Source organism: Pantoea sp. X-Soil-TKNS-1207 (assembly GCF_059730485.1).
In genome coordinates, this window is record NZ_AP035958.1 from 1,723,298 (window position 1) to 1,742,112 (window position 18,815).

27 protein-coding genes and 2 pseudogenes are annotated in these 18,815 nt (G+C 52.5%); 27 read left to right on the forward strand and 2 right to left on the reverse strand.

What is annotated here, in order from left to right; genetic code table 11:
- Positions 1-482 precede the first annotated feature (482 nt).
- From AC6I8V_RS08000 to AC6I8V_RS08025, 6 genes are all read left to right on the forward strand, one after another.
- Positions 483-845 carry a phage holin, lambda family gene (locus AC6I8V_RS08000; RefSeq protein ID WP_497845347.1) on the forward strand — a complete coding sequence of 121 codons (363 nt, stop codon included), beginning with the start codon at positions 483-485 and terminating at the stop codon, positions 843-845.
- On the forward strand, positions 829-1,455 hold the full coding sequence (locus AC6I8V_RS08005) for a glycoside hydrolase family 19 protein (protein WP_497845348.1): 627 nt from the start codon (positions 829-831) through the stop codon (positions 1,453-1,455). The genes AC6I8V_RS08000 and AC6I8V_RS08005 overlap by 17 nt, the downstream gene beginning before the upstream one ends.
- 100 nt (positions 1,456-1,555) lie before the next feature.
- Positions 1,556-1,693 (forward strand): hypothetical protein, encoded by a 138-nt coding sequence (locus AC6I8V_RS08010; protein WP_497845349.1) that lies wholly within the window; start codon positions 1,556-1,558, stop codon positions 1,691-1,693.
- 57 nt (positions 1,694-1,750) lie between these two features.
- Positions 1,751-2,206 (forward strand): Rz lytic protein, encoded by a 456-nt coding sequence (locus AC6I8V_RS08015; RefSeq protein WP_497845350.1) that lies wholly within the window; start codon positions 1,751-1,753, stop codon positions 2,204-2,206.
- Positions 2,097-2,333 carry an Rz1-like lysis system protein LysC gene (gene lysC, locus AC6I8V_RS08020; RefSeq protein WP_497845351.1) on the forward strand — a complete coding sequence of 79 codons (237 nt, stop codon included), beginning with the start codon at positions 2,097-2,099 and terminating at the stop codon, positions 2,331-2,333. The genes AC6I8V_RS08015 and lysC overlap by 110 nt, the downstream gene beginning before the upstream one ends.
- Positions 2,334-2,400: 67 nt before the next feature.
- Positions 2,401-2,772, forward strand: a complete 372-nt coding sequence (locus AC6I8V_RS08025; protein ID WP_497845352.1) for a hypothetical protein — start codon at positions 2,401-2,403, stop codon at positions 2,770-2,772.
- Positions 2,773-2,794: 22 nt separating this feature from the next.
- Here AC6I8V_RS08025 and AC6I8V_RS08030 read toward each other — a convergent pair whose 3' ends face one another.
- Positions 2,795-2,980: a hypothetical protein gene (locus tag AC6I8V_RS08030; protein WP_497845353.1), complete on the reverse strand. Its 186-nt coding sequence runs from the start codon at positions 2,978-2,980 to the stop codon at positions 2,795-2,797.
- Between the two features lie 363 nt (positions 2,981-3,343).
- Here AC6I8V_RS08030 and AC6I8V_RS08035 point away from each other — a divergent pair, with 363 nt between their 5' ends.
- The 4 genes and pseudogenes from AC6I8V_RS08035 to AC6I8V_RS08050 all read left to right on the forward strand — a co-directional run bounded on the left by AC6I8V_RS08035 (position 3,344) and on the right by AC6I8V_RS08050 (position 5,961).
- Positions 3,344-4,276, forward strand: a complete 933-nt coding sequence (locus AC6I8V_RS08035; RefSeq protein WP_497845354.1) for a hypothetical protein — start codon at positions 3,344-3,346, stop codon at positions 4,274-4,276.
- Positions 4,273-4,518: a hypothetical protein gene (locus AC6I8V_RS08040; RefSeq protein ID WP_497845355.1), complete on the forward strand. Its 246-nt coding sequence runs from the start codon at positions 4,273-4,275 to the stop codon at positions 4,516-4,518. Before AC6I8V_RS08035 ends, AC6I8V_RS08040 begins: the two co-directional genes overlap by 4 nt.
- A 21-nt stretch (positions 4,519-4,539) precedes the next feature.
- A pseudogene (locus AC6I8V_RS08045) lies at positions 4,540-4,983 on the forward strand (ParB/Srx family N-terminal domain-containing protein); the annotation flags it as partial.
- Positions 4,984-5,028: 45 nt separating this feature from the next.
- Entirely contained in the window at positions 5,029-5,961 is a 933-nt protein-coding gene (locus AC6I8V_RS08050; protein WP_497845789.1) for a DNA methyltransferase, read from the forward strand.
- Here the strand turns inward: AC6I8V_RS08050 and AC6I8V_RS08055 are convergent.
- Positions 5,958-6,182 (reverse strand): hypothetical protein, encoded by a 225-nt coding sequence (locus AC6I8V_RS08055; RefSeq protein ID WP_497845356.1) that lies wholly within the window; start codon positions 6,180-6,182, stop codon positions 5,958-5,960. The genes AC6I8V_RS08050 and AC6I8V_RS08055 overlap by 4 nt on opposite strands.
- 67 nt (positions 6,183-6,249) lie before the next feature.
- Here AC6I8V_RS08055 and AC6I8V_RS08060 point away from each other — a divergent pair, with 67 nt between their 5' ends.
- The 17 genes and pseudogenes from AC6I8V_RS08060 to AC6I8V_RS08140 all read left to right on the forward strand — a co-directional run.
- Positions 6,250-6,516 (forward strand): PAS domain-containing protein, encoded by a 267-nt coding sequence (locus tag AC6I8V_RS08060; protein WP_497845357.1) that lies wholly within the window; start codon positions 6,250-6,252, stop codon positions 6,514-6,516.
- Positions 6,513-7,577, forward strand: coding sequence for a terminase small subunit (locus tag AC6I8V_RS08065; RefSeq protein WP_497845358.1), 1,065 nt, complete (start codon positions 6,513-6,515; stop codon positions 7,575-7,577). Before AC6I8V_RS08060 ends, AC6I8V_RS08065 begins: the two co-directional genes overlap by 4 nt.
- Entirely contained in the window at positions 7,555-8,859 is a 1,305-nt protein-coding gene (locus AC6I8V_RS08070) for a terminase large subunit domain-containing protein (RefSeq protein ID WP_497845359.1), read from the forward strand. The genes AC6I8V_RS08065 and AC6I8V_RS08070 overlap by 23 nt, the downstream gene beginning before the upstream one ends.
- 2 nt (positions 8,860-8,861) lie before the next feature.
- On the forward strand, positions 8,862-10,250 hold the full coding sequence (locus tag AC6I8V_RS08075; RefSeq protein WP_497845360.1) for a DUF4055 domain-containing protein: 1,389 nt from the start codon (positions 8,862-8,864) through the stop codon (positions 10,248-10,250).
- A 1-nt stretch (position 10,251) separates the two neighbouring features.
- Positions 10,252-11,337 carry a putative phage head morphogenesis protein gene (locus tag AC6I8V_RS08080; RefSeq protein WP_497845361.1) on the forward strand — a complete coding sequence of 362 codons (1,086 nt, stop codon included), beginning with the start codon at positions 10,252-10,254 and terminating at the stop codon, positions 11,335-11,337.
- A 110-nt stretch (positions 11,338-11,447) separates the two neighbouring features.
- Positions 11,448-11,861: a GNAT family N-acetyltransferase gene (locus tag AC6I8V_RS08085; protein ID WP_497845362.1), complete on the forward strand. Its 414-nt coding sequence runs from the start codon at positions 11,448-11,450 to the stop codon at positions 11,859-11,861.
- Positions 11,862-11,942: 81 nt separating this feature from the next.
- Entirely contained in the window at positions 11,943-12,185 is a 243-nt protein-coding gene (locus AC6I8V_RS08090) for a hypothetical protein (protein ID WP_497845363.1), read from the forward strand.
- Between the two features lie 113 nt (positions 12,186-12,298).
- Positions 12,299-13,063 carry a DUF6651 domain-containing protein gene (locus AC6I8V_RS08095; protein ID WP_497845364.1) on the forward strand — a complete coding sequence of 255 codons (765 nt, stop codon included), beginning with the start codon at positions 12,299-12,301 and terminating at the stop codon, positions 13,061-13,063.
- Between the two features lie 83 nt (positions 13,064-13,146).
- Complete coding sequence (locus AC6I8V_RS08100; protein ID WP_497845365.1) at positions 13,147-14,283, forward strand: major capsid protein; 1,137 nt, start codon at positions 13,147-13,149, stop codon at positions 14,281-14,283.
- Between the two features lie 46 nt (positions 14,284-14,329).
- Positions 14,330-14,662 (forward strand): hypothetical protein, encoded by a 333-nt coding sequence (locus AC6I8V_RS08105; RefSeq protein ID WP_497845366.1) that lies wholly within the window; start codon positions 14,330-14,332, stop codon positions 14,660-14,662.
- Positions 14,663-14,664: 2 nt separating this feature from the next.
- Positions 14,665-15,060 (forward strand): protein singed, encoded by a 396-nt coding sequence (locus AC6I8V_RS08110; protein WP_497845367.1) that lies wholly within the window; start codon positions 14,665-14,667, stop codon positions 15,058-15,060.
- A 2-nt stretch (positions 15,061-15,062) separates the two neighbouring features.
- The gene (locus AC6I8V_RS08115) at positions 15,063-15,485 is read left to right on the forward strand and encodes a hypothetical protein (RefSeq protein WP_497845368.1); all 423 of its coding nucleotides are present in this window, start codon (positions 15,063-15,065) and stop codon (positions 15,483-15,485) included.
- Between the two features lie 2 nt (positions 15,486-15,487).
- The gene (locus tag AC6I8V_RS08120; protein WP_497845369.1) at positions 15,488-15,871 is read left to right on the forward strand and encodes a glutamate 5-kinase; all 384 of its coding nucleotides are present in this window, start codon (positions 15,488-15,490) and stop codon (positions 15,869-15,871) included.
- Positions 15,871-16,503: a hypothetical protein gene (locus AC6I8V_RS08125; RefSeq protein ID WP_497845370.1), complete on the forward strand. Its 633-nt coding sequence runs from the start codon at positions 15,871-15,873 to the stop codon at positions 16,501-16,503. The genes AC6I8V_RS08120 and AC6I8V_RS08125 overlap by 1 nt, the downstream gene beginning before the upstream one ends.
- On the forward strand, positions 16,500-16,892 hold the full coding sequence (locus tag AC6I8V_RS08130) for a phage tail terminator-like protein (RefSeq protein ID WP_497845371.1): 393 nt from the start codon (positions 16,500-16,502) through the stop codon (positions 16,890-16,892). The genes AC6I8V_RS08125 and AC6I8V_RS08130 overlap by 4 nt, the downstream gene beginning before the upstream one ends.
- Before the next feature lie 23 nt (positions 16,893-16,915).
- Positions 16,916-17,962, forward strand: a complete 1,047-nt coding sequence (locus tag AC6I8V_RS08135; protein ID WP_497845372.1) for a phage tail tube protein — start codon at positions 16,916-16,918, stop codon at positions 17,960-17,962.
- A gap of 40 nt (positions 17,963-18,002) precedes the next feature.
- Positions 18,003-18,454, forward strand: a pseudogene (locus AC6I8V_RS08140) (phage-derived protein YdaY family protein); the annotation flags it as partial.
- Positions 18,455-18,815 lie beyond the last annotated feature (361 nt).

Below are 18,815 nucleotides of genomic sequence, written 5' to 3' on the forward strand. Positions count from 1 at the left end.
CTACGTTTTGTTTATCTTTTACCTGGTATAGTTTCTGCGTTACGGTGAATCCCCCTGTGCGGCGGGGCTAAGCCATTTCTCCTGTGTCTATTGACTGAAGCGAGTCAGGTTATGGCTTTTTCTGACTCACCGGGAGGCACCCGGCACCGTAACAACTAATACCAGAAATTATTAATTTAACACTTCTTATCATATGGCGTTGTATTTATGATTTTCAGAGTGTGAAGATTGATATTAATCAAATATTACAATAGGCAGTGGATTATTATTGAAGTGCGTTAAACATCAATGAACTTTGTTCATATTGTTTAACTGCATGTCTGTCAAAAAGCTATTGTCTTCACTTTAAACCTGCGAAAGCAGGTTTTTTTTTGCCTCATATAAATACTTTCTCAACCCGCCATTGTGCGGGTTTTCTCGTTTTACTTCAGCGCAATTCATTCCTTTAACACTGGCATCCGCCCCATACGCGGGAGATGGAGATGAAAAGAATGCCGGAAAATGATGTTGGGTTCTGGGCCAGTCTTCTTGCATGGCTCTATGCCCACAAGAACGAAGCCGGTTATGCCGCAGCTTCAGGAGTAATGGCAATCATCAGAGCCTCATACTTTGGCAGGGACACCTGGCCCCGGCGTCTGATGGATGCCGCAATGTGCAGCCTTTTCGCCTTCTTCGTTAAGCCTTCGCTACAGCTACTGGTATCGATATTTCACTGGAATATCGGGGACGATTTCGCGTGGGTGGCGGCGATTCTGATTGGTTTTATTGGCATTGATTACCTGTCATTCCGCTTCAGGAGACAGCTGGATAAGAAACTCGGAGGAGCTGATGATAACAGCCAGTGATTTTCAACGGGCGACCGGGATTAGCCCCGGTCAGGCGACAACATGGTTTTTGTTTATTGCAGGGGCAATGGCTGATTTCCAGATCGATACTCCGCTACGGCAGGCCCATTTTCTCGCTCAGACCGGTCATGAATCAGCCGGATTCACGAAAGTGGAAGAGGGGCTTAATTACAGCGAGAACGCGCTGACGGCGATGTTTCGTAAACGTATCACCGCTGAACAGGCGCGTACTTACGGGCGTAATGATGACCACGCCGCCAACCAGAAAATGATTGCCAACGTCATCTACGCGAATCTGAACGGTAATGGCGATATTGCCTCGGGCGATGGCTACCGTTATCGCGGGCGCGGTTTAATTCAGATCACCGGCAGAAAGAATTACGCGGCACTGGTTAGAGCGCTGGGCGCTGACATCGTTGCGCAGCCTGACCTGCTTACCGGCAATCAGCTTGCGGCAGCATCGGCGGCGGCATGGTGGAAAAATCACGGTCTTAACGAACTGGCTGACCGGGATGATATCGACGGTATCACACGAATTATCAATGGCGACACTAACGGCCTGGATGACAGGAAGAAACGGCTGGCGCTGGCGAAAGCCGCGTTGCTCTGACGGTAAAGACAAACATTATTCGTTAAAAGGCAAAAACCCCGATTGCAGCAACAATCGGGGTTTTCTGTTTCTTCGCCTTGAGCATAACAAGGGAGAACCTGTGATTGATTTTAGCAAACTGATTCGGGAGATACGAGAAATGGCAGAAAAATTGCCCAACTGGAAGTTTTTACTCATCTGGTTCGTGTTGCTCATTTTATCAGCCGGTTATTTCATCGGTCAGGTGCGCTGGTGGTAATCCTTATAAATACCGACATCGCAAATGATACTGATAAAACAGAAAGTTAGAGGGTTTATGTTCAGTCTGATCAACTTCATCAGGAAAAATATCGGCATCTTTTTCGTGATTCTGGTCTGCGGTGCCCTGTGGGTACTGAATGCCAGAGACGCACAACTGGAAGCCACCAACCAGCGGCTGGAGAAGCTGAACGACAGCAAAGATCAGCAGATTAATGGCCTCCGCTCAAAAAATGATGATCTGGCCAACAGTGTGAAAGACCTGGTGATTGCAGTGAAGCGTCAGAACGACGTCATGGGCGAGGTCGCCGCACAACGCGCGGTGACAGCCGAGCAGAACAGGAAATTACAGGATGAAATTAAACGCTACCTTGCCGCCGATAAGTGCGCTTCTGCTGCTGTCGATGCTCGTGCTGTTGAGCGGCTGCGGGACGCCGCCAAATCCGCAAGTCGAGTACCGGACAATCAAACAACCCCGGCTAAATCTGCCAGCGGAGCTGACAAGCCCGATTGATGCGCCGGAACCAAAACCCGGAATGCTTTACGGCGATAGCGTGGAATTGAATCTGCTGCTTTATGGCGTGGTGAAAGAGTGCAATATCCATCGTGCTGCTGTTCGCCGGATTGATGCTGGCTTTTGATGAACATCGCTGATTCCATCAAAAGGCGCGTTTAAGAGTGCGTCTGATATTGGTTACTGGAGAAAGCATGGTAAAAACAAACTGGCCAGACTTACCTAATATGTCAGTTCCGCTCTTTGAGTGTGCTCAGGTCTTTTGCTGCTTTGAGCGTGAACGATGGTATGCAGCTTATAGTAGTCTCGGTTTAACAAGTAAAAGTGTCGACAATCTTTCGGGTTGTGTGCGTTATTTCAAAAGCGATACAGGCGGGGAATTAATATTTATTGGTGTATTCGATGGCAAACTTGGTACGGTAGCACATGAGTGCGCTCATGCAGCTTTCAGAATTTGCGAGATATGCGGTGTACCCGTGAGGGAAACGGAAAGTAACGAGACATTCTGCTATTTAATTGAGTCATTATATAAGTTTGTAATTGCTCATAAAAAACCGGCTAGTTAGCCGGTTTGATTAAATTTGGCTGTCACTTATCCCGTTTGCTGTCTGGGGTTCGGTCAACCTGCTGCCAGGAATGGCCTGGCTTCTGAGTCGGTGGCATGGGTTTATTATCGGGTACTGTTGTATAGTTCTCTTTTGCTCCACCACGCGGGCCAATCTCTTGATAAATCCCGCCATCTTTACCCGTGTTTTGACCAGGTTTTAAAGGCATAAACACCTCCTCATTTTAGACCACCTTATTGTGGCTTTAATTTTATAAGGCTGACGAGTGTTGAAATAAAGTGAAATCATTTCACTACTTTATATTTGAGTGAATTGACTTTGGTCAAAGATTTTTTTCGCCATTTCATATGGGCAATGATTCATTGTCATTAAATACTGACAGGCCGTTAAGTTGACTCCAAAGAATGACATAAGTTTATGACGCATTCTGATTCGGCTGGAGACACTAGATTCACGCCGGGAAGAATGAAATGAATGATGCACTACCTCAGCATGGCGAAAAATTAAGGGTTATAGAACTGACTGACCAGATACGTAGTGAATATCTACCCAATTCACAGCAGGTAGCGAAATGATGTCAGCCCATTCATTGCACACTATCAACGGGAAAACGAATATGATTTCAATACTTGAAGTACCGTTCATCGGTGGACATTCCGCAGGATTTTCATGTCCCTACGCAGGGGTTATTGGTGGCGCTATAACACCCATCAAAAGCGTTAAGCTGGATTTAATGGTGCAGGACGTGGATATCCGTCTCACCTTTAGTGGTCCGTCTCATTTTTACTGGAACGCCGATGGGCTGATGGTACTAAGTGTTGTAAACGAATGGCCGCTTGAATATCAAAACTGCATAGCAGTCGGCAGGCATGCCCCGGAACCGGCAGCAACTAACTTACAGTTACAGATGCGCGGTAATGTGGCGGTGGCCTCCGGTAATACAGGGCAATTCATTTACTCCACATCATCAGGCTACGCCATTGGCACCGGGCCAGATGGTGGGGGGATTTCCAGCGTAAACAGCGACAGCGTGCTGTACGGCGTGTATGACCAGACCAACGCTAAATGGCTGGTGGATGCGGTGTCTGTTACCGCCACGGCAGCGTGGCAGCGGATCAAATCAACCCTGACGGCCTCCGGCATCATCCGGACATATACAGGCCGCAAAGATTCAACCAACTACCTCTATGCGCTTTGTACACTGCCGCAATCAGCAATCTACACCATTTCGCACTACCGCAAACTTGGCACCAGCCTGCTGACCGGTTTTGTTCAGATTGAGGCGGGGTCAGTTGCAACTTCGCCAATTCTGACGACAACCGCCACGGTAACGCGCGCGGCAGCATCGGTTACGGTCGATACAACGGGTTATTCATCTGTACTGATCACCTACAGTGACGGCACCACGGAAGCAGGCACGCCAGAAAATGACGTGTTCACGCTGCCTTTGTCGTCGCTTAACTGGGGTGATCGTTATCTGGAGAGCATCTTACTGGAGGCATGATGGCCACAACCAACAAACAGGTTACGAAAGTGTGGACGCTGATCGCGTCCGATGCTGATTCAGCATTAGTCACGGCGATCGCGGGATACGGGGAAATCTGTAAATCCGACGGCACCCCTGATGCCAGTCTGAAGGGACATCCCATTGCAGCAGGTACAACGAACAGTGCCTACCAGGTGACGGGGGAAATCTATGCTCGTGCTGCTGCCGGCTCGAATGAAATGTTGCTGGCGCTGACCTGATAAAACATCCGGAGAAAGATTTTGAATCACAGTGAAAATCAGCTGAGTGTGGTTTACCGCCGCACGGCTGATCTCATTCCCTACGCGCAGAACGCGCGAACGCACGACAGCGATCAGGTCCAGCAGCTGGTGGCCAGCATAAAAGAATTCGGCTGGACGAATCCGGTGCTGGTGGATACTGCCGGTGAAATCATTGCCGGTCACGGTCGCACGATGGCTGCTGATATCATCGGGATGGATAAGGTGCCGTGCATCGTGCTGGCTAACCTGACGGATGCACAGAAACGTGCTTACCGGTTGGCGGATAACAGACTGCCATTAAACGCCGGGTGGGATGAGGAATTATTACAGCTGGAACTAAGCGATCTGCTCGATGGCGGATTTGATATTGAACTGACGGGTTTCAGCCTGGCCGATATCGATGACGTCCTTGATAACTTAGGGGCAACACCAGGCGAATCGAAAGCGGGCAATCTGGCAGAGAAATTCCTCATCCCTCCTTTTTCTGTCATCAGTGCCCGAGAGGGCTGGTGGCAGGAACGAAAGAAAAACTGGATCGCCACAGGTATCCAGTCAGAAGAAGGACGCGAAAGCGAACTGCTTTTTTCTAAATCAGCTCAGACCGGTGCCGTGTACGATAAAAAAAATGCGTATGAGGCTAAAACCGGCAAATCGGTAAGCTGGGAAGAATTTTTCCAGGTGCACCCTGAGCTACAGGCTATCTCCACGACGAGCATCTTTGATCCGGTATTGTGTGAACTGGCTTATCGCTGGTTCTCTCCGGAGAGTGGTACGGTCGTTGACCCGTTTGCGGGTGGCTCTGTCCGGGGCGTGGTAGCGGCAAAACTCGGTCGCCAGTACTTTGGCTGTGATCTGCGCAGTGAGCAGGTGGAGGCAAACAGACGGCAATGGGAAAGAATAGGTACTGACACAGTAACCGGCCCCCACTGGCACTGTGGCGACAGCCGGGATATTCACCAGCACTTTAAAACGGTGCAGGCTGATTTTTTGTTTAGCTGCCCCCCTTATGCTGATCTGGAAGTGTACTCAGATAACCCGGCGGATATTTCGACACTGGGTTACAGCGAGTTTGTCGACGCCTACCGGCAAATCATCAAAAACGCCTTGTCTCTTCTTAAAGATAACCGCTTTGCCTGCTTTGTCGTGGGGGAAGTCAGGGACCGCAAAGGCATCTACCGTAACTTTGTAGGCGATACGATCGCCGCGTTCACTGATGCAGGCGCGAAGTATTACAACGAGGCCATTCTGGTAACGCAGGCGGGAAGCCTGCCAGTCAGAGCCGGTAAGATGTTCTCATCCAGTCGCAAACTCGGTAAGACACACCAGAACGTACTGGTGTTTGTAAAAGGCGATCCGCGAAAAGCGGTGGAAGCGTGTGGCGACGTCGATGTTACGGACATATTTCCCGACGAAGAAGATTAAAGACGGTATTTCGCTTTCAGAGCTTCAATACCTGCGGCAATCAGTATGGCCGGATCTCTTCCCATCTGGATTTGAAAATCAGGCCGGAGCATCGCCTCTCTGGCGCGTGTAATCACCTTTGCTTCATGACCCAGGCGGGGAAAAGTCCCGGCAAGCCTGATCGCTGCATCCCATTCATTATTACTGGCCAGTTCCCTCAGAACGTCGATTTTCTTTTTCATCTGTATTTCTCCTTTGTCTGGACGATAGCGCAGCTATAAGCGACGTTCGAGGGCACCCGGGGAAGATATGCAGACTTTACCGATAGCAAAAATAGAGGCACTGGCAGCGTGCCGCCTGACCGAGCAACAGATAGCGGATGTCATTGGGCTGGATATGGAACAGATCAAACACCAGCGTGATGAGGTCGCCAGATTCCGGCGTGCCATCCGCACCGGCCGAGCAAAAGGAGAGGCGGAACTGCGTGGTGCTTTATACAAACGGGCAAAGAGCGGTGACGCATCAGCCTATAACGAACTGATGAGACTTTCGCGCAGTAAGGATAATGATTCATGAGCAAGCCCGACTGGAAGGAGTTGCAAGATCAGTTTTCTGCGGCTCATGCCAGTACGGGAATAAAGCTGAAAGACTGGTGTGAACTGCGGGGACTAAAGTACGAATCAGCTCGTCGTTACATAAAGAAAAATGCGCAAAAAAACGCGCAGAATGAAACTGCGCAAAAAACTGCGCAACCATCTACTGAAGCCGCGTCAGCAAAGGAAATGGCTGCCGAAGAAACTGCGCAAAAGCGCGCAATTACGGTTCCAAAAAGTTCCGCTTTTTTTGCTGGTTTATCCCCCGAAGAAGTCAGCATGGTTAACGGATATCTTGAGCATGGGGATAAGTACCGCGCCTATTCCGAAGCTAAGTTTAAGGGGGGCGACAGGGCTGCAAGAAAGCTGTTCCGGAAGCCCTCCATTATGAAGGCAATTAACTATGGCCTGTCGCTGATCCAATCAACGGCCATTCTGGACAGGCAGCAAGTGTTGCTCCATTGGCATGAAATAGCGACTGCCGATCCAAGTGAGATTTCACAATTGCGGCGCTGCTGCTGTCGTCACTGCTGGGGCGAAAATTTTCATTACCACTGGCGCGACGTTGATGAATATGACAAAGCAGCGGCAAAAGCCTCGTCGGATGGCAAACCGCCGCCGGATTATGGCGGGCTGGGGTTTATTGATAACGACGATCCCAATCCTGATTGCCCCCGTTGCGGTGGTGAAGGTATTGGCGATGTTTTCCATGCCGATACGCGGGATGTGACCGGTCCAGAGCGTCGGCTGATTGCCGGGGTGAAGAAAACTAAATTCGGCATAGAAATCCTGATGCGCGATCAGGATGCGGCGTTAAAGAATCTTGCCGCTTTCCATAATCTTGCTGCCAGTGAACAGGAGAGGGAACTACGCCTCCTTGAAATCGAACGCTCCCGGCTGACCAATCAAAAACTTAACGCTGAAATTGAGGCGCTGAACCGGGAACTGGCTGCTGATGCAGAAGATAACCAACCCACGCCGGTGACGATCAATATCAACGTTGTAGACGCGAGTGAAGACGATGGGGATCAGCCCGACACTTAATATCCCCCAGGCGCGCTTTCTGGCGATGCCTCATAAGTTCAAGGCATATGTAGCCGGGTTCGGCAGCGGAAAAACATGGGTCGGCTGTGGCGGCCTCTGCAAGGGGTTCTGGGAGTTTCCAAGGATCAATCAGGGCTACTTTGCGCCGACCTATCCGCAAATCCGCGATATTTTTTATCCCACGGTGGAGGAAGTGGCTTTCGACTGGGGGCTAAACGTCCGGATAAACGAGAGCAACAAAGAAGTTCATTTTTACGAGGGACGTTTATATCGCGGTACCACTATCTGCCGGTCGATGGAGAAACCGGCGAGTATCGTGGGCTTCAAAATTGGTAATGCGCTGGTGGATGAGCTTGACGTCATGCCTGCGGCGAAAGCCCGGCAGGCATGGCGCAAAATCATTGCCCGTATGCGTTACAAGGTGCCGGGACTGCGCAACGGTATCGATGTCACCACTACGCCAGAGGGGTTTAAATTCGTCTGGCAGCAGTTTGTTAAAGCTGTGCGTGATAAGCCTGAGCTGGCAACGCTCTACGGCCTGACGCAGGCGAGCACGTTCGACAACGCGAAGAACCTGCCAGCGGATTACATCCCGTCGTTGTTGCTGAGTTATCCCGAAGAACTGATTAAAGCCTATCTGCGCGGAGAGTTTACCAACCTTACCAGCGGCACCATTTACCACCAGTTTGATCGTGATAAAAACAATTGCAACGACGAAGAACAGCCCGGCGAACCGCTGTTTATCGGGATGGATTTTAACGTCGGGAAGATGGCGGGCATCGTACACGTAAAACGTAACGGACTGCCGCGCGCCGTGCGCGAACTGGTCAAGGTGTATGACACACCCGCCATGATTAAGCGCATTCAGGAGGAATTCTGGCGCTATGAAGGGGGGCGCTATGTTCCCAGCCGCCAGATTTATGTCTATCCCGATGCCTCGGGTGACAGCCGCAAATCCAACTTTGCCAGCGCAACCGATATTGCCCAGCTCAGACAGGCGGGTTTCAGCGTGGTCGTAAACGCGTCCAATCCACCGGTAAAAGATCGCATTAATGCCATGAACGCAATGTTCTGCAATGCGCTGGGCGAACGTCGTTATCTGGTGAACGTCCAGCGCTGTCCGGTTTACACCGAATGCCTGGAGCAACAGATTTGGGCGTCCAACGGTGAGCCGGATAAGAAAGCCGATAACGACCATCCCAACGATGGCGGCGGCTATTTCATTGTGAAGGATTACCCGATCATTAAACCGACCGGAAGGGTCGAAAAACTCCGGATATAACCATGCCCGATATTTCCACACCCAACCTTGATTACAACGACATGCTTGATGCATGGGATCTGAATGATGCGCTGATGGGCGGCACGTTCTATATGCGACAGCTGGGCGAGATTTACATGCCCCGCTGGATAAATGAGGAGAAAGAGGATTACCGGGCGCGTCTGGAGGTGGCAACGCTCCTTCCGGCCTATGAGGAAACCATAAAGCAGAACTGTGGCCGGGTGTTTGCGGAGCCGGTAAAACTCAGCGAGAGCACCCCGGACCGGATTGTTGAGTACAGCAAAAACTTTGATCTGTCCGGCACCCGTCTTGATGTCTGGGCGCAGGAGTTTTTCAGCATTGGTCAGCAGTACGGGCTGGCGCACGCGCTGGTGGATTATCCCAGGGTAGATTCAGAAGAGGTGAAAACACTCGCAGATGAAAAGGCCACCGGCGCGCGACCCTATGCCACCATGCTTAACCCCCGGCAGATTATCGGCTGGCGTTCCAAAATTGAGAACGGCAAGGAGGTGCTGACACAGCTGCGTATCCGGGAAGTGGTGATTATCGATGGCGATGATTACGGGCAGACGAAGGTCGAGCAAATCCGCAACATCACCGCGGGGCAAGTGGAAATATGGCGCAAGGGGCCGGGCGACTCTAACAGAGGGGCGTGGATAGTCCATGAAACCTATAAGACCAGCAGCACGTCCATCCCGTTAGTCACCTTCTACACCAAACGTACCGGCTTTATGCGCGGCAAACCACCGCTGCTGGAGGTGGCCCACCTGAACGTCAAACACTGGCAAAGCCAGAGCGAACAGGACAACATCCTGCACGTTGCCCGCGTGCCGCTTCTCGTGACGTATGGTCTGGACGAAAACACGACCCTTAAAATCGGTGCATCCAGTGCCACCCGCTTTCCCGATAAGCTCGATAAGGGGCTGGAATTCGTTGAGCATTCTGGCAGTGCGATCGGTGCCGGAAAAACGTCTCTGGATGACCTGGAAGAACAGATGCGGCAGGCGGGGGCAAAGCTGCTGCGCTCGGAAAACACCTCGACCAAATCGGTTGACCAGACCAGCGAAGAAAAAATGCAGGAGCATTCGCCGCTGTTCACGATGGCGAATTCGCTTGAGGATGCGCTCGATAACATCCTGCAAATCATGGCGGAATGGATTGATGAGGAAGACGGCGGCAATGTCGATGTGCGCACCGAGCTGGATGTGGCAGAGCAGAGCATCAATGCAACCTCAGCGCTGGCGATCCAGAGTCTGCGGCAGGGCGGCGACATCCGACCCATTGATGCCGTGCGCGCCTATCAGCGCCTGAGGATTATCGATCCGGACGCGAAGCCCGAAGATGTGATCGACGAGCTGAATAATCCGCCGGTTACGCTGACGGAAGAATGATATGGCCACAGTAAACGAAACGCTGCGTGATGAAGCTGTGGCCCACGCACTCTGGGTCAGCCGTTACGGTACCGGCGTGGCTAACCGCATGGTTAAGCTGCTCACTGAGAGCGATGCGGAGCTGGTCGCGCGCCTGCTGGTGGCGATGGATACGCTCGATGCTGACAGTTTTACCGTGACGCGCCTGCAATCGCTGCTGACTGGCGTCAGGACACTGAACAGCCAGGCAGTGCAACAGATGCAACTGAGCCTGTCCGACGAGCTGCTGAAATTTGCGAAGTATGAAGCGGGCTATCAGCTGAGCCTGTTTGAATCGGTTGTGCCTGATGAGGTTGTGGATCTTCACCCCCTGATCGGGATTTCGGGCGATGCGGTTTACGCTGCCGCGGTGGCCCGACCGTTTCAGGGTAAGTTACTGAGTGAGTGGGCGTCCGGTCTGGAAACCGACCGTCTGAACCGCATCACCAATACGGTGAGGAAGGGTTTTCTGCTGGGTGACACCAGCACGCAGATTGCGCGTAAGGTTCGCGGGTTGGCGAATAAAGGTTATCAGGATGGTGCATTGCAAATGAGCCGTTCCAACGCCGCCAGCATCGCCAAAACCGCCGTGGGGCATATGGCATCAGCAGCGAGAAGTAGTTTCGCCAGCGCCAATGAAGACCTTATCGACTGTAAGCAGTGGCTTTCGACGCTGGACAACCACACAACACCGATGTGCCGCGTGCGTGACCGGCTGAAATATACGCTGGCTAACAAGCCCGTCGGGCACAAAATCCCGTACCTACAGGGTCCGGGGCGTATTCATTTCTGCTGCCGCTCCACCGAAACATACGTCCTGAAATCCGCTGAAGCGCTCGGGCTGAATATCCCCGATATTCCGGCATCCACCCGCGCCAGCATGGACGGGCAGGTACCCGCCGGTACCAATTACAGTGAGTGGTTTTCCCGCCAGTCGTTTGCTCGCCAGACGCAGATTGTTGGTGCTCAGCGTGCCCAACTCATCAGGGACGGTAAGGTATCCCCTGATGATTTTTATAATGATCGAGGTGAATGGCTTTCGCTAAACCAGTTAAAGGAACAAATTTGAATTTTAAATAATACGTCACCAGGAGATGAATATTCGTTTACCAGCAATTACTGACCATTTATGGTGACCGGGTTGCACTGGTTAAGCACTATAAAATAGGGATGTATGTTATGAATATTGAGAGAGTTTTCAATACACACCAGTCAGGTGTTGTTAACAAATTGCTGCACCTTGAACCTTCCGATCAGAATACACTTCCATTTTTCATTCATGATTCAGCCATCTCCCACCATGATATTTACATGCTGAAAATGGGGGAGTGTTGTGTGGGCCTGCTCTATATGTCGGATCATGGGGGTGGCACTGCTGAAATATACAAACTTTACCTGTTCTATCATTTTCGTGGCCGGGGATATGCAACTGATGCAGTACAGACGGTCATAAGTATTCTTAAGGGTGAAGGGTATAAAGAAGTTTGTGTTGAGGTGCTTACTCTGGATGTGATCCCCTTCTGGCTATGTCTGGGATTCAGGCCCATTGATCCTGACCAGGTTGATAATAGGCATTTTGCCCTGAATATCTAAACCCTATTTTTTTGATTACCCGCTTTGGCGGGTTTTTTATATTCGAAAATCCGCTGAGTCGTTTGTGTAGGTGGGGAGTTAATGAAATTTCGCAAAATGCCGGATGTTGTTGATGCCGTACAAGTTCAGGGGCAGTTCCAGACACGTCTCGAACCCTGGCTTATCAATCATCCGGACATCATCTGTAAAGGGGACCACCTGATTATCAAAACACCTGAGGGTGACCGCCGTGCTGACCTGGGCGACTGGATTATCAGGGGTGTCAACGGTGAGCTTTATCCCTGCAAGCCAGACATATTCAGCAAAACACACGAGCCTGCCTGACTGCGCAGGGATGAAACTTAACAATGGCTGCCATCAGGCGGCCTTTTTTATTGCCGTAATCCGGATGGTACGCGGCGCCACGGTCGGATGACCAGTAACAGGAATTATTTTTTATGAAACTCAAAACAGTTGAAGTGAACGGCAAGACCTATGCAGAAGTTGATGGCAGCGGTCTGCCGGTTTATGTCCACAATGACGGGAAAGAAATCGGTTTTGATGCCGCCCAGGCGGTCGGAAAAATTTCAGAACTGAATGGCGAAGCAAAAAATCATCGGGAGGCGAAAGAAAAAGCAGAGACCTCACTGGCGAAATTTTCCGGCATTGCCGATCCGACTAAAGCTCTCGAAGCGCTGGATATGCTGGCAAAAATAGACCAGAAAAAGCTGATAGATGCGGGCGCTGTTGACCAGGTGAAAGCCGAGATCACAAAGACTTTTCAGGAGAAACTTGATGCGGCGGAGGCCCGTTCAGCCACCCTGGAAGGCCAGCTTTATGACGCAAAAATCGGAGGCAGTTTTGCCGCGTCAAAATTCATCACTGAAAAAATGGCGATCCCGTCTGATTTTGTTCAGGCGCGCTTCGGCCAGTCTTTCAAACTCGAAGACGGTAACGTTGTTGCCTATGACGCCAGTGGTAACAAAATCTATTCCCGCTCAAAAGCGGGTGAGCTGGCAACGTTCGATGAAGCACTGGAATTCCTCGTAGAACAGTACCCGCAGAAAGATTACGTCCTTAAAGCCAGTGGCAACAGCGGTGCAGGCTCAAAGCAGACACAGCACCAAATGGGCCAGAAGACCATGAAGCGTTCAGCCTTTGATGCGCTGGATGCCACCGCGAAACAGGCTACCCTGGCCGACAAAATTACCATCGTTGACTGAATCAATGCCGGTGCCCGGATGGGAGCCGGTGCAGGAGCTGGATAGCTCAGACAATCCATTCTCTCTTTTTCCAAGGAACAATCATGTCAAATACCCTTACCGGGTTGATCCCGACTATTTACACGGCGCTGGACATCGTTTCGCGCGAGCAGGTCGGTTTCATCCCGGCCGTCGCACGTAATGCCAAAGCTGATGCGGCGGCAAAAGGCCAGACAGTTGCCGCACCAGTCGCCCCGGCGGCCACTACCGTAGATATCACTCCGGGACCCACAGCCCCGAATGATGGTGATCAGGATATCGATACGGTGGAAGTGAAAATCACCAAATCCAAAATGGTCCCGGTTAAATGGAATGGTGAAGAACAGCTGGCACTTGGTCCGGCGGGCACTTACAACACCATTCTCGCTGATCAGTTCACGCAGGCATTTCGCGCGATTTCAAACGAGGTCGATGCTGACCTGGCAGCACAGTATTACGGTGCTTCCCGTGCCGTTGGCACCATCGGAACGACCCCTTTCGGGGTTAAAGAAGACCTGTCGGATTTTGCCCAGGCTCGCCAGGTCCTTGAGGACAATGGCTCACCGACAACCAGCCTCCAGATGGTGCTTGGCTCTGCGGCTATCGCAAATGTTCGCGGTAAACAGTCAGTGCTGTTCAAAACCAATGAAGCGGGCACTGATGAGCTTCTGCGTGAAGGTATCATCGGTCGTATAGAAGGCTTCAACCTGCATAACTCAGCGGGCGTTAAAACGGCACCGGCAGCGACTGCAAACGGCTACCTGGTGAACGGGGCCAAAGAAGAGGGCGACATCATCATTGCGGTTGATACCGGCAACGGGACCATTACGCAGGGTTCGATTGTCACCTTTGAGGGCGACCCAAATAAGTATGTTGTCGCGGCATCTACCGCAACCACCATGACCATCAGCGCGCCGGGGCTGCGTCAGGAACTGGCTGACAACACTGAAATTACCTTCCACGGTGGTTTTGTTCCAAACCTGGCATTCGACCGTAATGCCTTCCTGCTTGCTTCACGTACACCCGCTATGCCGATTGGCGGCGATAGCGCGGATGATGTGATGAACGTAACCGATTCTGTTTCCGGTATCACCTTCCAGGTGGCGGCATATCGTCAGTATCGCCAGATGCGCTATGAGGTCGGTCTGGCGTGGGGCGTTGCTTCGGTTAAACCGGCACACGCAACAATCATTCTGGGCTAAATCCTGGGGGGCTTCGGCCCCCCCTTTTTCATGATGGAGAATTTTTATGGCTGGAGTAACAAAAGCGCAGCGCGCTGAGCGTGCAGCACAGCAGGAACAAACCCTCCCTGAGCAGTCACAGGAGCTGATATCGCAACAGCAGCAATCCGGATTATTGCCGCAGGACAATCAGCAACAGGCAGATTTGGCTTTGCTGAAAGAAAAGCTGAGCCTCGAAGAAGAGGAAGAGGAAGAGGAAGAGGAAGAGGAAGAAATTTCCATTACCCGGATGATTCGCCAGGAGCCTGAGTTCCGCGGTGGCCCGGTTGAAGCCGATGTGCACAACGACCATGTAGCAGCATGGATAGCCCACGGCTGGCGCATTAAGGCACAGGAATAACCATGATGATATTCATTACCGAGGATGACGTGGACACGCTGCTGGGCGCTGACTGGACTGATACCGATAAAAAGCCCAAGTCGGTGCTGATGGCGAATGTATGGCTGAACTCGCTCAGTCTCCGGCCCTTCCGGGATGACGTTGTCCCGGATGATGTGAAACAGGCCGGTGCGTATGCCGCCTCTGTTGCATCTCTCGGGAAGCTCTACCAGCAGAAAAACGGGAGCGAGATTCTGACCGGCAAAACATTTAAGTTGGACACCGTGTCGATCACAAAATCATTTTCCGAAACCGGCCTCACCAGCACCTCAATGCTGCCCGCTGATTTGCAGCTTGCGCTGGCGCTGTTGAGACCGTGGGGCGTCAGTACCAACACCATAAGGGTGGTAAGGGGGTAATTGTGACCACACTGGCTTTTGATGGCACCTGTGTTGCTGCTGATTCACTGATTAGCCAGGACGGATGCGTATACGGCTATGGAAATAAAATCGTGGAGGTATCCGGGGGGATATTGCTGACGGCAGGCAATGTTGAAGACGGCGAGCTTGCAATTGCCTGGTTCAACGACGGTCAGCCCGTCGATAAAAAACCGGAACTGAAATGTTTTTGCGGTCTGTATGTGCCCGGGTCCGGTGAGCCGAAGGAATACAACGAACGGCTGATACCCATCGTTGCACCGGTCCCCTGGGCAGCAGGTTCGGGGCGCAACTTTGCGCTGTCGGCAATGATGCTGGGGAAATCTGCACACGAAAGTGTGACTTTTGCCTGCGGTATTGATCTTTATTCTGGCGGTGAAATCCGCTCAGTTCGCGTAAGGGGATAACGATGGGCCTGCTTGATGAAATTCAGTCTGAAATTGGCGAGGCATTTGATGATGATCTTGCCGATGTCGTAAAAACGTTCACCGGTTCATACGCTACGCAGACTGGCTTTAACCCGGTTACGGAAAAAGCGGAGACGGTGAAGAGCACGTATCACGGTCGGGGTGTTCTGACGGCTTACAGCCTGGATCGGGTGGACGGTGTGAACATCCTGCGCGGTGATGTTAAGTTGCTGGCCCTGACAAATGAAGTGACTGACCGGCCAGCAGTGGAGCACCTCATTACCGCGCCGGATCTGGTAACGGGCAACCCGCAGCAGTACACCGTTATCAGCCTCAATACTGACCCGGCATCAGCTGCCTGGATAATGCAACTGCGGAGGTCGTGATGGCAAAAGGCTGGAGCATTTCCCCGTCAGCGTTTATGGGGCTGGTGGATGAGGAAGTCGGCAAGATGCAGCGCGCGATCGCCATCCAGCTCCTGAACGGGCTGGTGCTGCGCTCGCCGGTCGGCAACCCTGAGCTGTGGGCCATTAACAGTGTGCAGGTAAAGCAGCGGGAAAAGGTCAGCGATCTGAATGCCGCGCTGCGTGACAGCGATGAGCACGCGTACACCGATAAAAAGGGCAATCGCAGGCTGAAACCCGGTCACAGGGTGCTGCTGGCCGATGCGGTGATGAGCAGCAACGCGGGGCGTTTCGGCCCACAGCGCGTGCGCAAACTGAAACGCGGGCAGGGAGAGATTTACCGGCCACCGGATTACCGTGCCGGGACTTACCGGGCGTCACATTTTGTGAGCATCGATTTTCCCAGCGGTTTTATCCCGTCAGAACCCGATCCGAATGGTGCGGATACCATCAGCAGAGGGACATCAACCATTCTGTCTGCCCCGAATTACTGCGCGATTTATATCCAGACTAATCTTCCCTACTCAATGGCGCTTGAGAACGGCCACTCCAAACAGGCACCCGCCGGTGTGTACGCCGTGACATTTAACGAGGTCGCGCAGGCATACAAATGACTTTTACCGAAATACGCGAAGCCATCATCTCCCGGATGACGGCGCAGACGGCTGTTGCCGCTGAGAACGTGTGTTACCCGAACAGCAAAATGTTTGATCCCGCCGGAAAAGCTATCTGGGCGCGGTTAACCAACATTCCCGGTCAGTCCGGGGCGAACGAAATCGGCAATGGCCCGGTGGTGCACCGGACGGGCGTAGTGATTATCCAGTTGTTTGTTCCCGCCGGTGCCGGCTCGCTGCTGATCACCGAAACTGCCGATCAAATCCGTGAGCTTTTCGAGTTTCAGCACGACGGCCGCCTGGATTATTTCTCCGTGTCAGCGATCGACGCGGGTGAAAACAACGGCTGGCAGCAGCTGAATCTTCAGATCCCTTACCGCGCTCAGTAGCGCTTAACAATGGAGGTGCCCGCATGTCGAGCGGCGCTAAGGTAGTCTCGGCCTTTATCCGGGAAAATACAGCAGGTGTGACGCCGGTTGACGGTAGCTGGAGCCTGTTAAAACGTACAAGCTGGGGTATTGCCCCGGATCAAAGTACCGATGATAACGATGAAATCGGCGGCACCCGCATGGCACAGGGAAAAAGCCTCGGCACCATCGACGTCGGCGGGGATGTCGAAACCAAATTCCGCTGGGGTCAGCATGATGATTTTCTGGCGTCCTGCTTCGGCACGGAATGGGCGAACGACGTGCTGACAATGGGTAATGACCGTATCGCCTTCAGTATGGCGACGTATGCGTCAGATATTGGCGTGGCGTCGATCGCGCGCGGCTGCCAGGTCGGCACGTTCAAATTATCCATTCCCAACGACGGCGAGATCACCGCCACGGTGACGGTTGCAGGGCTGGAATGGGCATCTCAGGCAAACGATGTCAGTTATTTTTCTGATCCGGTCGATAACGCGGGTGATCTGCGTTACTCGTTCAAGGAGGTCAGCAATATCCGCCTGAACGGTATCGATGGCGGTACCGGCTTCTGTGTGGATTCGTTCGATATCTCTTTCGATAACAACCTGCAAACCCAGCGCTGTATCGGGACCGGCTCGGCGTTTGCCGGGGCGAATATCCCGACCACGTTCACGCCGTCCGGCTCCATTACGCTGTCCTGGTCAAAGGAAGCCTGGAACCTGTGGAGCAAGACTCTTACCGGGGAAACCGTGCCGTTCAGCTTTATGGTGGGGAACGATGAAGGCTCCTATACCTTCGATTTCCCCAAAGTGCAGGTGGCCGGTGACTGGCCCGACGGCGGCAATACCGACATCATCCAGGTGCAGCTCGATATCACCGCGGCAGATGAATCGCCGACCATTACGCGCGCGGCTGCGGCCATCGATGCGACCGGCATTACCGTTAACCCGGATTCTGCGTCTGTCGCCGTCGGCGCAACGACGGAGCTGTCGGTCACTCTCACGCCTGCCGGTGCATATACCGCCACCTCTGCAATTAACGTGACCGCATAACTTTTATGCCCGCTCCGGCGGGCCTTCTTCTGGAGATAACATGCTGATTATTGCCCCCCGCATTGATGTGAATGGCGAGCGCTGGTTCACGCCGAAAGAGAACGGAAAAGAGATAGCCGGTCTGCGGCTGAAAGTCGCCAGCATCGGGAATGACGAATACCGCAGCCGCAATGCCCTTATCCGCCGCCATATCGACAAGCTGGACATAACGTACGGTGCCGGTACTGAGAATTTCAGCCTGGAAAGTGTCGGTGATATCGACTCGATGGATGACTTGCTGATGGAGAACTGTGCGCAGTTTCTGCTGCTGGGCTGGGCTGGGAGGGTGTGGGCGAAATGGTGGACGGTAAAGCCGTAGCCATTGATTACACGCCAGAAAAGGGCGTGGCCATGTTGAAGCAGAAGCCGGAACTTTACTGGCAGGTACTGGGTGTGGCCTCTGATATCGCGCAGGGTAAGGAGGAACAGATCCGGGAATCGGTGGGAAAGCCCTTGAAGCGCAAAAGTGGTTCAACGAGTTCGGCGGCGAATCAGCAGAAAAGGCCCACTGGCGGCGGGAAAAATTAGGGCTGCCAGCAGCTAAACAACCGGAGTTCGATCCGGTAGTGCGCGAAGTCCTGAACGCCTATGCGGTGATATCGCGCGGGCGGCGGTATGCGGGTATGAATGCCGTACCCCTGCCGCTGAGCATCGGTGATATCGCGTTTTATCTGTCATCAAAACCGGTGCTGATTGATAGAGCTGAATTTGAGGCATGCATCTTTGCGCTGGATAACGCATATCGGGAAGGATGGTCAAAGTCTCTTCCTCGACTTAGAGGAAAATCTCGACCAAAATGAATTTACGTATAGTC

What these genes read in the sequence shown, in the direction of transcription:
- AC6I8V_RS08000 (WP_497845347.1), top strand. Translation starts at nt 483, where the DNA reads ATGAAAAGAATGCCGGAAAATGATGTTGGGTTCTGGGCCAGTCTTCTT.
- AC6I8V_RS08005 (WP_497845348.1), top strand. Translation starts at nt 829, where the DNA reads ATGATAACAGCCAGTGATTTTCAACGGGCGACCGGGATTAGCCCCGGT.
- AC6I8V_RS08015 (WP_497845350.1), top strand. Translation starts at nt 1,751, where the DNA reads ATGTTCAGTCTGATCAACTTCATCAGGAAAAATATCGGCATCTTTTTC.
- lysC (WP_497845351.1), top strand. Translation starts at nt 2,097, where the DNA reads ATGCTCGTGCTGTTGAGCGGCTGCGGGACGCCGCCAAATCCGCAAGTC.
- AC6I8V_RS08025 (WP_497845352.1), top strand. Translation starts at nt 2,401, where the DNA reads ATGGTAAAAACAAACTGGCCAGACTTACCTAATATGTCAGTTCCGCTC.
- AC6I8V_RS08030 (WP_497845353.1), bottom strand. Translation starts at nt 2,980, where the DNA reads ATGCCTTTAAAACCTGGTCAAAACACGGGTAAAGATGGCGGGATTTAT.
- AC6I8V_RS08035 (WP_497845354.1), top strand. Translation starts at nt 3,344, where the DNA reads ATGATGTCAGCCCATTCATTGCACACTATCAACGGGAAAACGAATATG.
- AC6I8V_RS08040 (WP_497845355.1), top strand. Translation starts at nt 4,273, where the DNA reads ATGATGGCCACAACCAACAAACAGGTTACGAAAGTGTGGACGCTGATC.
- AC6I8V_RS08055 (WP_497845356.1), bottom strand. Translation starts at nt 6,182, where the DNA reads ATGAAAAAGAAAATCGACGTTCTGAGGGAACTGGCCAGTAATAATGAA.
- AC6I8V_RS08060 (WP_497845357.1), top strand. Translation starts at nt 6,250, where the DNA reads ATGCAGACTTTACCGATAGCAAAAATAGAGGCACTGGCAGCGTGCCGC.
- AC6I8V_RS08065 (WP_497845358.1), top strand. Translation starts at nt 6,513, where the DNA reads ATGAGCAAGCCCGACTGGAAGGAGTTGCAAGATCAGTTTTCTGCGGCT.
- AC6I8V_RS08070 (WP_497845359.1), top strand. Translation starts at nt 7,555, where the DNA reads ATGGGGATCAGCCCGACACTTAATATCCCCCAGGCGCGCTTTCTGGCG.
- AC6I8V_RS08075 (WP_497845360.1), top strand. Translation starts at nt 8,862, where the DNA reads ATGCCCGATATTTCCACACCCAACCTTGATTACAACGACATGCTTGAT.
- AC6I8V_RS08080 (WP_497845361.1), top strand. Translation starts at nt 10,252, where the DNA reads ATGGCCACAGTAAACGAAACGCTGCGTGATGAAGCTGTGGCCCACGCA.
- AC6I8V_RS08085 (WP_497845362.1), top strand. Translation starts at nt 11,448, where the DNA reads ATGAATATTGAGAGAGTTTTCAATACACACCAGTCAGGTGTTGTTAAC.
- AC6I8V_RS08090 (WP_497845363.1), top strand. Translation starts at nt 11,943, where the DNA reads ATGAAATTTCGCAAAATGCCGGATGTTGTTGATGCCGTACAAGTTCAG.
- AC6I8V_RS08095 (WP_497845364.1), top strand. Translation starts at nt 12,299, where the DNA reads ATGAAACTCAAAACAGTTGAAGTGAACGGCAAGACCTATGCAGAAGTT.
- AC6I8V_RS08100 (WP_497845365.1), top strand. Translation starts at nt 13,147, where the DNA reads ATGTCAAATACCCTTACCGGGTTGATCCCGACTATTTACACGGCGCTG.
- AC6I8V_RS08105 (WP_497845366.1), top strand. Translation starts at nt 14,330, where the DNA reads ATGGCTGGAGTAACAAAAGCGCAGCGCGCTGAGCGTGCAGCACAGCAG.
- AC6I8V_RS08110 (WP_497845367.1), top strand. Translation starts at nt 14,665, where the DNA reads ATGATGATATTCATTACCGAGGATGACGTGGACACGCTGCTGGGCGCT.
- AC6I8V_RS08120 (WP_497845369.1), top strand. Translation starts at nt 15,488, where the DNA reads ATGGGCCTGCTTGATGAAATTCAGTCTGAAATTGGCGAGGCATTTGAT.
- AC6I8V_RS08125 (WP_497845370.1), top strand. Translation starts at nt 15,871, where the DNA reads ATGGCAAAAGGCTGGAGCATTTCCCCGTCAGCGTTTATGGGGCTGGTG.
- AC6I8V_RS08130 (WP_497845371.1), top strand. Translation starts at nt 16,500, where the DNA reads ATGACTTTTACCGAAATACGCGAAGCCATCATCTCCCGGATGACGGCG.
- AC6I8V_RS08135 (WP_497845372.1), top strand. Translation starts at nt 16,916, where the DNA reads ATGTCGAGCGGCGCTAAGGTAGTCTCGGCCTTTATCCGGGAAAATACA.